Origin of the sequence: Paraburkholderia polaris (assembly GCF_012927345.1) — a bacterium.
In the GTDB taxonomy this organism is placed as follows: Bacteria; Pseudomonadota; Gammaproteobacteria; order Burkholderiales; family Burkholderiaceae; genus Paraburkholderia; species Paraburkholderia polaris.
In genome coordinates this window covers 34,536-47,156 of record NZ_JABBGJ010000055.1, presented here as the reverse complement: position 1 = coordinate 47,156, position 12,621 = coordinate 34,536, and the positions used below count along the sequence as shown (strand labels likewise).

Annotated in this window: 8 protein-coding genes; 2 read left to right on the top strand and 6 right to left on the bottom strand. The window is 56.2% G+C overall.

Annotation, left to right across the window (positions count from 1 at the left end):
- Positions 1-129 precede the first annotated feature (129 nt).
- The 4 genes from HHL24_RS37440 to HHL24_RS37425 form a co-directional block, all read right to left on the bottom strand.
- Positions 130-963, bottom strand: a complete 834-nt coding sequence (locus HHL24_RS37440) for a DUF932 domain-containing protein (protein ID WP_169490345.1) — start codon at positions 961-963, stop codon at positions 130-132.
- A 1,328-nt stretch (positions 964-2,291) separates the two neighbouring features.
- Positions 2,292-3,488: a phosphorylase family protein gene (locus tag HHL24_RS37435; protein ID WP_169490344.1), complete on the bottom strand. Its 1,197-nt coding sequence runs from the start codon at positions 3,486-3,488 to the stop codon at positions 2,292-2,294.
- Positions 3,485-3,943 (bottom strand): DNA-binding transcriptional response regulator, encoded by a 459-nt coding sequence (locus tag HHL24_RS37430; RefSeq protein WP_169490343.1) that lies wholly within the window; start codon positions 3,941-3,943, stop codon positions 3,485-3,487. Before HHL24_RS37430 ends, HHL24_RS37435 begins: the two co-directional genes overlap by 4 nt.
- The gene (locus HHL24_RS37425) at positions 3,924-7,409 is read right to left on the bottom strand and encodes a hypothetical protein (RefSeq protein ID WP_169490342.1); all 3,486 of its coding nucleotides are present in this window, start codon (positions 7,407-7,409) and stop codon (positions 3,924-3,926) included. The genes HHL24_RS37430 and HHL24_RS37425 overlap by 20 nt, the downstream gene beginning before the upstream one ends.
- 750 nt (positions 7,410-8,159) lie before the next feature.
- Between HHL24_RS37425 and HHL24_RS37420 the strand changes: the two genes are divergently transcribed.
- Entirely contained in the window at positions 8,160-9,173 is a 1,014-nt protein-coding gene (locus HHL24_RS37420) for an IS110 family RNA-guided transposase (RefSeq protein ID WP_169490341.1), read from the top strand.
- Between the two features lie 455 nt (positions 9,174-9,628).
- On the opposite strand, the gene HHL24_RS37415 is transcribed toward HHL24_RS37420, so the two are convergent.
- A complete protein-coding gene (locus tag HHL24_RS37415; RefSeq protein WP_169490340.1) occupies positions 9,629-11,200 on the bottom strand; it encodes a tyrosine-type recombinase/integrase in 1,572 nt (523 codons plus the stop codon).
- Positions 11,197-12,102 (bottom strand): DNA-binding protein, encoded by a 906-nt coding sequence (locus tag HHL24_RS37410; protein WP_329606803.1) that lies wholly within the window; start codon positions 12,100-12,102, stop codon positions 11,197-11,199. The genes HHL24_RS37415 and HHL24_RS37410 overlap by 4 nt, the downstream gene beginning before the upstream one ends.
- Positions 12,103-12,279: 177 nt before the next feature.
- On the opposite strand from HHL24_RS37410, the gene HHL24_RS37405 reads away from it, so the two are divergent.
- Positions 12,280-12,417: a hypothetical protein gene (locus HHL24_RS37405; RefSeq protein ID WP_169490339.1), complete on the top strand. Its 138-nt coding sequence runs from the start codon at positions 12,280-12,282 to the stop codon at positions 12,415-12,417.
- Positions 12,418-12,621: the final 204 nt, after the last annotated feature.

Genomic DNA, 12,621 nt, shown 5'->3' with positions numbered 1-12,621 from the left:
GACTCCAGAAAGTTGGAAAGAGAACTCCGGGTCAAGGTGGTGCTGGATGCTGCCAGGACTTGACCCGGATAGGAGTCCTGACAGAAAGTGACGGAATTGAGTCGTTGTAAGCTGTCCCGTCTGCCGTGCTTACGCCTTCATCTGGCGCATCGCGTCCGCGAGCATCCAGAGGGCGCGGTTGAGCTTCACGTTCTGGTCGATGCCGGTGATAGGCCGCGTAGACATCGAGCGCCCGGTGCGCGAGCGTCCGTGTAGTCCGCCCTTGGTGAGGTTTTCCTGCACGCAGTTAAAGACCGTCCAGAGGTCGTCACGACGGTCCTCGAAGCGACGCGGCGCGAGTAACTGGTTTTCGGTGACGGGGGCGGGTGCGTCGGCGTCGGTCGGGTCGTAGCGCAGGGTGAGCGCGGAACGGGCGAACGCGTGCTGTTCGTCGCGGTCGAGCGTGACGGCGCGCATGCCTTCCTTCTGCTCGTGGATCAGGTCGAAGCCGTCGAGCACGTCGAACGCGCCATTGATGACGTTCTGAACGATGTTGCCCTTGTGCGGCACGCGGATATCGGCGACGTTGTCGCCTGCGATCATGCCGTTCTGGCAGACAAAGCGCAGCATGCCCGCGAGCATCTGGTAGCTGCTCGTGCCGTCGTGCGAGTTCAGCAGCACGATTTCGTTGGCTTCGTCGCCGGTGATCTGGTCGGCATGGCGAAGCCGCAGCATGTGCTTCGTGTACTCGCGGCGGTCGTCGTGCCGCACACGGGTCTGGCAGACCATGAATGGCTGGAAGCCTTCGTTGCGCAGGCCCCGCAGCACGTCGATGGTTGGAATATATGTGTAGCGCTCCGAGCGGCTTTGGTGCTTGCTGTCCGCGAAGATGGACGGGGCAACACGGCGGATCTGATCGTCCGACAGGGGCGAGTCCGAGCGGAGCATCGGGGAACCGTAATGAAAAGAGGAAGCGAGTTGCATGGCAATCTCCACAGCAAAGGGTTGAGGGCCTGAACCGGGCGGGGGGACGTGTCTTGCCGTTGTGGCTGGACACCTCCCGGTGGAACCCGGGGTTGGCTTTGCTGCCGCCAGGCGCCCGGGTTTCCGCCCGTGCGACTTGAGGAGCCGATAGCGGGCAGGCGTCAAGGAAAAAGGCGAGGGAGGGTGCGGGCAACACGGTCCCTCGCCCCTTGATGCCTGCCCGCTATCGGCTACGGTCGCGGGTCAAGGGCGGGAACCTGGGAGCCCGGTGCATGCCGTGCATCGGGTTGACCGGGTAGGGATGCCGCGCCGGCCGCGCTCGGGTAGAAGCTGACGGGGTTGACTGCTGCGCCAGGGATTGATGCCCGGCAGGGGCGAGACGCGGAACGCGGCTCGACGCGTCGCGCGAAAGCCCGGTCCCGGCGCGTGAGCGTCGGGAGGCGTCTTATCGGTATGGGTGGTTATACGTCAACTTTGATCGCCGACCGGGGCCCAGTTTTGTTGGTCGCGACGAGCAGTATCGCCGTATTCCAGATGTTCAAAGTGATATTTAAGAAATAGTGTCATATAAATAAGTCTATTAAGATAAGTATTCTTTATCACAACAGCATTATTATTGTGCCAAACTGGCATCCATGAAAACGCGTCTGACGCCGACACCTTCGCCCGAATCTCGTCCCGTGGGTTTTCCCGTGAAACGACAGCATTCGTGAGATTCGCGCCAATATTAATGAGATTGGCGACATGATTATTGAGACTAGAGCCATCCGCTGGCTTATCGCGGTGTGCTTTTCCCCGCTAAACATCTGGTACATGTGAACCGTGAGATCGTGACCTCGGAGACCTGTCCAGTCCGGGGCCACGGCGGTGCCATAAGGCAAAGAGATGTCGGCGTGATTTAATGTTTCCGAATCGGGGAATCTTAGGACCGAGTCGTCGCCCGGACGCCGCCTTTGTGATTGACCGGAACTCGGCCGAAGGCGCCCCTCGCTCATTGGACTTGGTGGGGCTGTTATGGGCTACTTAACCGCCACTCGCTGAGTGCAACGGCGACCCGCCGCTGCCGGACGCGCTCCGCTCGCCCGGAACCGCCCACCAAGTGATATTGCCTGCACTGTTTAGCGGACGTGCAAGCGCAGTTAGCCTTTGGGAGAGGACGCTGCCCCAAAGCCATCGAACGACCAAGTAGGTCGACTACGGTAAAAGGGGTTAGATTGGCTGCGTCCTGAATCGGGCGACGAACCCGATATGCTTTCTTCTTCTGCCGTCGAACAGAGCCTCCGAAGGACTTCGGCAGCCCAAGTTGCGCAGCAGCCATGTTGTTTAGTTCAAGAAAAAAAGTGATCGGTTATATAGCGAAAGGCCATCTGTGCACTTGTGTAAGCGGCATAGCCTTGCCACTCATTATTTTTTAGCGGATCTGCAAAGTCACACACCGACTTGATCACAACCGTTTTTGGAGCGTTTGGTCCAGAATGAAAGGCTGCCGACATTACCCCGTATGCTTCCATCTCGACGCCTATTGTCTTCCGATGTTGCGATTGAATCAAGGCAACTGTCTCCGGATCTTCTAGGACAACAGCACCGCTGGTGACTGGTCCGACATGCATATTTAGATCGTGAGGCGGCCGCTTTGCCAACTTAAAACCCGCGTAAATTTCGTCAAGGTATGTACGCTCAACGGCAATGCTGCGCATAACACTGGCTATTGAAGGATCCAAAGGAATCTGAGTTGGCTCGCCCAAGAATGTGACTTTTCCCTTCCGAATCGTGAGCTTACCGCTTCCCCAGTCCCACGAAGGATCGGCGACCATTATGTCTCCCAAAGCGACTTCACCTTTAACACCCGCTGCGATACCCGTCATAACTAGCAACTTCGGACGGAATTTTAAGCACACCTTCGCCGTAACGCTTGCCGCCGAAGCCATTCCCATCCGGGGCAAACTGGTTGCAATAATCGTCTTTTTTGCGCCGTCCTTCGTCCTTACTTCTCCAGTGTAATAGACACTGAAATCATCAGGTTGTCTAAACGTCTGCCATCCACACGGGAGCCTCCGTACAGCTTCAAGCTCGGTGTGTTCTAGCGCGGTGATAATAGCAATATCGAATTGAGTTGTATGCGACATAAGGTGTGCTTTCTGCGTAAGCAAGATGCTTTCTAAATATTCGACATCCTCGACACCTAACACCAATACCCATCCCCGTTCGCGAAAGAATGATTCACATTGCTCGTATGAGTCAGAGTGGGCTGTGACACCTAAGACTCCTGTCGGCTTGTGAATATCCGAGCTCAGTCCAATGTATTCTAATAATGCTCGGCCACCCGAGGGGTCGATCGAGGCTCCCACTTCGGCAGGAATTTGAAGATCCAAAATGAGTAAGTCATACTTCTCCCGCCGCATCTTCCGTAGAGCCTCTTTCGCGCCCGCAACGAGGTCTACGTTATCGACGCCTATTTTCTTTAGAATGGCTGCAATTACTTGGGCTTTATTTTCGTACTGATCGTCAACAATAATTGTCTTCATTTCGCCGTAGCCGATTTAAGGTGATCAACCAGTTCTTTTTTCCAGCTCTCTATCGCAGAATTATAGTAAATCGCTCCTCGAAAGAAATCGGAAAATTCATCCGTGAATTTTGAAACTAGCTCCTGCAGTCCAACGGTTCCTTTCTCGAAGGATTTGTACTGCGTTATGACGACAACAGGAATTTTAATTCCTCGTAGTTTCATTTGCGCCATAATTTCCTCACCTGCAAAGCTTTCCGGCGCACCGCCACTTGGCTCATCCTCGGAAATGTCAAAACCCGGCATACTCATATCCAACAGAATTGCATCGAAAAGCCGATCTTCAATTATCGTCCTTAGTCCTGATCGAAGCGACTCTCGCTCGACAATTTCATCGACGTCCGCCATCTTGGACTCGACCAGTTCGACGATTTTTTTTCGCTTATCCAGGTCGTCTTCAACTATTAGAATTCTCATGGTAACGGATTTTCTCCATCTCTTTGATTGGAATGGAAATGCTGACACTAAACTTTGTTGCGGTTTGGTAACCAAAGTTAATTGCATGTTGCAAATCTAGGTCTTTTGACAATGCTTTCCATACTTTGAAAAATCCTGATCCTCCTTGGCCCTGCGCCGCTCTCAAGGCGAACTCCGAATTTCCATATGACTCACGGTAATAATCAAGCGCAGAATTCTCTGTGTCTACGTTCCAAACGGCTGCGCAGTTGTTTGAAACCGACACAGTGATGGTGTCGCCGTTCTCGATAATCTCTGAGTTGATCGAAAGCTCAGATTTCGATAGCTGAGATTTTGTGACGCAATTCTCCAATAAGACGTATAAGACATCTACAAATGAGGTCAGCGCTCGTCCTTGGAAGCAAAATTGTGTTCTATCCGTATGATTAATCTCAGCCCCTGCTGACAGGCGAGCGATGGTAACAGCGATATCTGACTCAAAAGAACGAACATTTATGCCGCTTGAGCGGGTAAACCATCCAATTATCGTATCGATTTCGTGGTTTAGCGCCGTACGGGCACGGGCAACCGCGTCACAGAAATTCGATAATTCTCTGTGTCCCGCAGCGGTAGCAACAACACTTCCTTCCAGTTGCGCCACCAATTGTGTTGCACGCTCACGAACCTCTAGATCTATCTTTTGGCGGATTTCTTGCAGATTGAATTCGGTCCGGTCCCACAACCATCTGGTAACCGTCGAGACGAAATCGCTGTAAGTGGCACCCGCAGGTAGCAACTCCTGTATATAAAAGGCTTCAAGTGCGGTGACCGAATAATTAAAAAGAGCAGTTTGACGACCACCTTTCTCTGTGAGACCGGAAATATCTTGATCAATCGTAAAAATGAGGAGCCACTTATCGTTAACCTCATCCACCAAAGTGTGGTAGCGTGACGCGAAGTCTACGAACGCCTTATCCAGTTCTGAGCTGCGTGCTGCTGTCAGACCGGAAAAGCGATCCAGCCAAATGTTCTTTTTATAACCGCCTAAAGTAGAAAGCTTCGGACTCAAAAGGCCCTCGTTCGCTACGGCTTTCCGAAGCGTCGTCGGAAAATGCCCATGTCGAATGCGCGTGCTAAGGAATCCCTTCAACCCCATGTCCCCAAACGTAAATTCGTCTCTCATCGACTTTAACAACGTTAGAAACGTCGAATTTTTTTCGTTTAGTACAAGATCTTGGAGGTGCACCACATAGGCATGTCGGCCGACCTTTGAATCAATCTCAAACTTCTCAACAAACTGTTTGAACTGAACTTCGTCGTTACGTGTTGAATAATCGTTTACTCGAAGTTCTGAGAACCGTTCGAATAATGGTCGAAAGTTTTTCGACGAAGAATTGGAAAACGAACTGATGTCAGCATAAATGCGACTCTGCTCGACATGTTTCGTCGCATCGCTTATCACGATTTTCCGGGTTCGTTCCTTTACTTCAAAAACCATAGTCTCGACGGAATGGCCTTGATCAATAAGGTGGCGGCATATTGTTACGCGGTACTCTTCGATTTGTCTTGGCGTGTCAAATCGCAAATAGAGCTTCATTACTTCCGGCGTGCAAACGTGCTCATAAAAATAGAGCAGTTGTGCCCTTGGAATTCCGGCTAGAGAACTGAGTTCAAGAGGGAATGCCACACCATTATTAACCAAAAACCGTTCGAAGGCATATTTAAGTGCTGCGTCAAACGTGTTATTTACAAATCGAGAATGTATCGATAATGAAATTGCTACGGATATTGAAGTCGTAGCTTCAATTTGTGGAACGCAGATCGCACACAGCGCGTGACTATCTAAAGTCTTGAGAAGTGGCGGGGTCTTTAGCACCGTTCGCACGTAAGTGCCAGCAGCTTGGTCCGCGTCACCAATCGCAATATAAGCGTTGATCAATAACCTGCTTGCATCGTGCGCAACTAATGCATCAGACGATTGCTCCAACTCTTCTAGAATCGAGGCTGCTTTCTCGTATTCACGATTATCAAAATACCAACTCGCGATATATTTTCTCACTCGCGTGGGAGCGACGTCGGGAAAGCTTTGAACATCGGGCGCGCTGGTTTGCGGATCCAATAGCGTTTTGAATAAGGAAACGACAACAGAATGTTTCGCTTCATTCTGCATTGCGTCAACATAGGCCGCTCGTGACGACTCGTCTAAGTATTTTGCTTTTAGGGGGGACGCGACGTCCGATAGCTTGACTGACAGTCTCGTAAGTGCCGCAGTCTTTTCGGTAGAGTGGAATTTTGCTTCCCGAGCCGCCAAATAATTCAATTCCTTGAACCAGCCCAGCATGGAAAAAGCGTGACTGTGTGCCAAAACATATGCTAATGAGCGGTCGTAACTTTCATTCTTTACCATGACAGATCCAGTCGCATTAAGCAAGCTTTGCACCATGGTTTCTTCGATTGGCCGTTCCACCCGCGTTAGCGCGCGAGCCCAAATCTCAAACAACGAAAAATTGTATTTAAGCCAAGTGTTCTCTGACATCATGTCACAAACCAGCTGATAGTTTCCTTTCGTATAAGAATCGAGGATTGAAAAATTAATTTCCTCAAAATTCCAATCTGACTTTATCCCATAGGAATTGGCAAGCGCAGTAATACGTGGGGAAGTAAAAAGCGCACTCAGAACGCGAACAAGACGCTGTATATCTTGAGACTCGATCTTGGCGTCTCCGCGAAGCTCGTATTCGCATATGACGTCGATCAAACATTCGAAAATATCAATTATTGAAGAATTCTTTTCGACATTTAAGATGTGTTCAAAATCAAAATCAAACTCTATGTTGTTTGGTACAAGTTTGTAGATTAAAAAATGAAGAAGTTCACCGGAGAAACTTCTCTTTATCTTTTCTTCAAAAAACCTTGATTCCGGCGATATGACATCAATGTTATTGTAACGGGTCGCAATATTCTGAACGACGGCCTTAAAAAATTCATTGTCCCCGGCTTGAATGTAAAGGTCGCTCAAAAATGAGCGTTTCTGTTCCTCCATGCCTGCCATGGAAAAAATCGAACCTCGCAATGCGATCGACCAAGTCGAAACGCCACACCGCTTATCAATGGTATCCAGCACGAGCAATGCATTCTCGTTGCGCCCCTCAAAAACGGATTCGAGGAGAGCTCGATGCTGGTCTAGAAAAAACTGAATGCTGTCTTTGTGGTGCTCTATTATTCCGATACACCAGGCAAGACTCTTTTTAAGCTCGACCCTTGGAGTATGCGGTCGGTAAATGCCTGCGGGACCACGGTAAGAAAGAGTAACAGCGTCTGCAAAGTGCCGGTGCGATGCAACCTGAGATACGCTGTGTCGAATTTCTACTGCACTTAGATTATCAAAAAGGCGACGTTGGACAATGCCTCGACGATTGGACGACGCGAGCGCCCGCGACAACGCAGACTGTTGCCGTCTCCCAGTTTTTTGCTTTCTTACTTGCATTTAGAATGGATTTAAAGTCGCTTGAACGGTTCGGAGCATACTCGGACTTATAGCTCCTCAGCACAATTTGGCCCGTCGCCAATGGAGGTATTGTATTGCATCGAGCCGTTTGCGGAACTAGTAGAAAAGTGGCGCTCAGCCTCATCTCGGAGTGGCGAAAGACACGGAGTTGCCGGCACATTGATGTCGATGATGCGAGATAGTGATCGTGGCCCGTGGTTGCTAGCGCGCATTTCGGGCGCTTCTCTCGCGAACCTACATGGTCGATGCACTGAGTTGGCTAACTGCTGCGGAAGCGGAACGTAAACACCGCTCGACAAGAAAACTCAAATTCGCGGCGGCCGAGGCAGTGGGTTGCGTAAAGCAACTGTATCTGGCTCACCAAGGTTGATAGGTGCTGGCATGCACTCGTCTCTCAGTTCTGTTGCGAAACGACGGTGCGGAGGCGGAGCAGGCGTTCAATCTTCGCAGTTTTGAACAACCGCCGCGGCTCGAAAGTGCGCGTTCGTCAAAGTCGGTAGCGGTTGTCCGCTGCTACGCGCGGCGAATAGCTGGCCAGTAAACTACAGCAGCCTCCCTAACTCTGATGAGCGAGTGGCGGCTACGGCCGATGAGACGTCAAAGTAGCGACTCGAGCGACTATGACCGACAACGATTGAAAATCATCTAGCGGACCTCCTGCCGCCGCCCTGTCGGGCGACGGGGTTAAAGTGAGTTTGCCAAAACCGCTTCAACCGGAAGGAGGTCATCATGAACTATAGCGGCATTGACCTGCATTCGAACAACAGCGTGGTGAGCGTGATCGACGAAACCGATCGCGTGGTCGCCGAAAGGCGGCTGCCGAACGACCTGGCAAAGATTCTGGCGCTTCTTGCCCCGTGGCGGCCCGAACTGGCCGGCGTCGTGGTCGAATCCACGTACAACTGGTACTGGCTTGTCGACGGCCTGCAGGCGGCCGGCTTCGTGGTACATCTGGCCAACACCACGGCGATCAAAAAGTACGATGGGCTCAAGCACAGTGGCGACGAGACCGACGCGCGCTACCTGGCCCATCTGCTTCGTCTGGGCATCCTTCCCACTGGCACCATATTGCCGGCTGAGCATCGCCAGGTGCGTGACCTGGCCCGCAAGCGCATGCAACTGGTGCGCAGCCGCACCAGCCACATTCTCGCCGTTGAGAACATTACGGCGCGTCAGTCCGGCACGCGAATCACGAGCAATCAGGTCAAGCAACTGGACCAGACCACTGTCGACCAGCTGCATCTCCCAGACGACGTGGCGCTGGCGGTCCGAGCGAACGTCGCGGTCATCGCGACGCTGTCCGCACAGATCGCCATCGTGGAAAAGCGTCTTCAGGAAAAGGTCGCGCCACGTCCGGACTACGCCCTCCTGACCACGGTACCCGGCATCGGCCAGACGCTTGCCACTGTGATCGTACTGGAAACCGGGACCATCGAACGTTTCGCCAGCGCTGGCAACTTCGCCTCCTATGCGCGGTGCGTGGACAGCCAGCGCATGAGCAATGGCAAGAAAAAAAGCGAAGGCAATACCAGGAACGGAAATCCATACCTGTGCTGGGCATTCATCGAAGCAGCCAACTTCGCGATGCACTTTAGCACCGAAGCCAGGCAGTTCTACGAGCGCAAGAAAGCCAGGACGAATTCAGTGATCGCACGCAAGGCACTGGCCCACAAGCTCGCCCGTGCGTGCTTCCACATGCTGAAGGAGCGAAAACCATTTGATGTGAACCGCTGCTTCGCATAAGCGTTACGACGGCGACCGGCAAGCCCTGATCGTTGACTGGCGAAAAGCCACCCAATTGAATGGGATGCCGTGCCGCCGTCCCCGATTTGCAGTAAAGCGGATCGCCTGCAACACGAGCCAGCCCTGGATTGGTGCCGGACGTCTGGCAACCACGAATATTGTGCGAACTCATTGGACGTGTTGCAGCACCAACGTTCTTCTGGGGTGGCAGAGCCACCAGGGCGACAGGCAACCGATGTACGCCGATCGCTTGAGCCTGATGGGTGTCTGGCGCGATCCGTCGCAGCCATGAATCGAAGAAACGGGTGCGCTCGGCTACTGCATTAGGTCAGTGCAATCGAAGTCGGCTGCTCAGGCAGTCGAAGGTGTTGTTTGCTCACTTGACACCGGGCCCGCTAATGGGTGTCATCGATTGCAGGGGCGCGCTGGCATGTCGTCTCAATCATCGTCGACAACTATTTTCGTTGCGGAAAACTCCCCTCCACGAATGCACGTGTCTGCGTCAGGTCGGTACGCGCGTACGCGGCCGTCGTCTGCACCGACGCGTGGCCGAGCAGTGTCTGCGCAACCGGCAGCGGCACCGCGTGATCTACCACCAGTGCGCGCGCATAGCCGTGCCGTAGCCAGTGAGTCGATGCGGCGCGCAGGATCGTGAGCGTTGTCAGGTCGGCTGGTTGCACCTGTGCTTCAGCAGCCAGCAGCACGGCCTTGACCTCGTCATACAGCCCGCTGTGGCCCAGCGCGTCGCGCTTCTCACTGTGGATCAGTGCGACCCGTTCGAATGGCGACGGCTGCTCGGGCAGGGCTCGTGCGAGACGGTAGACGCGCAGTGCCGGCACGCAGACCGATGGCAGCGGAATCGAGCGGCGCTTGCCGCCTTTTCCCAGCACGTGCAATGTCCACTGACCTTGCGGGTCGACGTCGAGGCGGGGCAACCCCTCCGCTTCAGACCACACCAGTTCCGCTAGCCGCACGCCCGCGTAGCGGTACAGGGACCAGATCGCGCGGCGACGCGCCCAGACCAGCGCCGACATCGTGTCCGGCGCGGCGTCGCTGACCACCGCGTCGCACAGCGCCAGCACCTTGATTGGCATGATCCGGGACGGCGTCCAGCTGTCACGGGTAGCTGCGCCGCCGGACAGTTCGGCGGCGGGATTGGCGATCACATAGCCGGTCCGCAGCCAGTAGCGGAACAGGCTCGACACAACGGCGAGCGCCCGGGCACGGGTGGTGGCCTGCAATCCGGCTGGTTGGTTCCGTGTGGTGCCCGTCGCAGGTGTGGTGCGGCGGGTGCGTTCGAGCGACGTCCGATACGTGAGCAGGTTGTCCCGGGTCAGGTCGGACAACGGCCCCAACTGATGGCGGTCGCACCACCGGATCAGGCGTCGAAGTTCCGCGAGATAGGCTCGCAGCGTGTGGGGTGAACGGCTCGCGCGCTCGCGCAGGAAGAGGGCGACGGCCTGGGCGTCGTCCGCCGCGCCCAGCGTATTTGTGACGGGAGACACATTGGCAAAGCGGCCCGCGCGCGCCAGCCAGGCGCGGTCGGATGCGTCCGTTCCAGGCGTAAGCGCTGCCAGCCACACGGCGGGTCCGGCCCACGGGCTGGCGGTTTCCGATATGGCGACGGCGGTCATAGCCGCGCGTGCGGTACCGGCCGACGACGTCGCTAGCGTGACTGGCTCGTCCGGGGCGAACCTGAAGCGCCGGTGCTGCTTCAGCAGACGCAGCAGCACTGTGGCGGGCGCCGGTGCGCGATCAGGGGCGACCACCCGAAGCCGTCCGCGCTCCCAGTACTCGATCGCCGCGTCGTGATCGAGCAGCAGCGCGAATACGACTGGATGTTCACGTTTCGCGTCGGCGAGCGACGGGCAACCCCGTTTGAGTAACGTGAGCGTCCAGCGCATATAGACCGGGTGGCCGGTGGCATCGGCCATGTATGCGAGCGCTGCGTCGATGCCGTCAGGCAGGCGCTGCGGCGGCTCCGTGGCCGTATCGACCCAACTGGCGAAACAGGCTGGCCCGTTCATTTCGGCCGACGCCGGCTGGTGGTGGCCCGCGTCGGCGAGCCACTGGCTGCCTTCCGGTGTCGGGAGGACCCGGCAGTGCCGCGGCTGTCCGGCATCCGCAGCAGCGCACGCTGTTCCGCAACGAGCGTGGTGAGTACGGCCGCTTCTGCGGCCGCACGCTGGTGCGCGTCCCGCTCGGCCGCCAGCTCGCTCAGCAGGCGATCGCGCAGCCCTTCGAGGGCCGCAGCGCGTTCCTGCGCCTGGGCGATCTGGCCCGTCAGCCGTTCGCGTTCGGTCTGCAACGCGTGGCGCTGGTGCTCGGTTTCCTGCAGCAGCTGCCTGGAGAGGCCTTCGTAACGCGTATGAACGGCCGCGAATTCCTTTGCGTGCGTCTCTTTCATCTGTACCAGAGTCGAGCCGGCCGCTTCCAGTTGCCCCTGCAGGTCTGCGGCGGCCGTCCGGTAAGCGCCGGACCGCTCGGTCAGGCTGCGGCAGTCGGCCCGCAGCGTCGCCAGTTCGGTGTCGCGCCTGCCAAGTTGCGAGCGCAGTTCCGCCAGTTCAACCCGCAGCATTTCCGTGCGCAGGTCGGCGTCACGATGAGCCGCGGCCGATGCCTCCGCCTGCTGCATGGCGTCAGCTCGGAGCCGCATGACGTCGTCCAGCTGGACGGCGACGGCCGCCTGCCACAAGGCGCGCATGTGCGCCGCGATTTCATCCGGCAGATCGGGAATCGCCACGCCAGCCAAGCCCGTGCGGACCACTTCGGTTTCGATGTCGTTGAGCACGCGCGACAGGGTAGAGGGGTCGCCGGCGCCGAGCCGTGCGCGCAATTTGCGTACCGACACGATCTTGCGGAAGCGCGTGCCGGAGGGCGGTTCGGGGTCGCCCGCCTCGGCGAGCATCGCGAGAACGGTGGCGCGGATTTCGTCACGGGTGGCGGCAGCGGGGCGCAGGCGGGAAATTCTACTTTAGATTACGCACACGCCTTACGCCAGAAGATCGTTTTCCGGCCCGGTACGGGACTAATTTGCGGCGATAACTGCCCTTATCACGGCCAGCGTGAGTTCATCCTCATCCAGGGCGCATCCTCTGGAGATGACATGAGCAGGCACAGGAAACCGCCGGCACCGCCGCCCGACGAGACGTCCGCGCAGCTGCGCGCGCGCCTGCGGCGCTTCGCGCTCGCTACCCGTGACGATGCGACCGGGCCGCCACGATTCCGTTTCCCCAGCACGTGACTGTACTCGCCGGGCCGCTGCGGCGGAACCGCCGCTTGCGCCGGGACGGGATCAGCGGGCAGCCGGAAGCGCCCGCCACCGCGGACGGCCCGCCGGAAGACGGGAGTGCACCCTGAGCAGCATCGGATGGCCGGACTTTGTGACGCGGGCGCGAGCGGTGATCTGGATGCACATGGGGCATCCGGCTGCATCATCGGGCCGGGG

Bases quoted from the DNA above. Each gene is read 5' to 3' on its own strand.
- HHL24_RS37435 (WP_169490344.1), bottom strand. From the start codon at position 3,488: ATGAAGACAATTATTGTTGACGATCAGTACGAAAATAAAGCCCAAGTA.
- HHL24_RS37440 (WP_169490345.1), bottom strand. From the start codon at position 963: ATGCAACTCGCTTCCTCTTTTCATTACGGTTCCCCGATGCTCCGCTCG.
- HHL24_RS37405 (WP_169490339.1), top strand. From the start codon at position 12,280: ATGAGCAGGCACAGGAAACCGCCGGCACCGCCGCCCGACGAGACGTCC.
- HHL24_RS37425 (WP_169490342.1), bottom strand. From the start codon at position 7,409: ATGCAAGTAAGAAAGCAAAAAACTGGGAGACGGCAACAGTCTGCGTTG.
- HHL24_RS37430 (WP_169490343.1), bottom strand. From the start codon at position 3,943: ATGAGAATTCTAATAGTTGAAGACGACCTGGATAAGCGAAAAAAAATC.
- HHL24_RS37420 (WP_169490341.1), top strand. From the start codon at position 8,160: ATGAACTATAGCGGCATTGACCTGCATTCGAACAACAGCGTGGTGAGC.
- HHL24_RS37415 (WP_169490340.1), bottom strand. From the start codon at position 11,200: ATGAACGGGCCAGCCTGTTTCGCCAGTTGGGTCGATACGGCCACGGAG.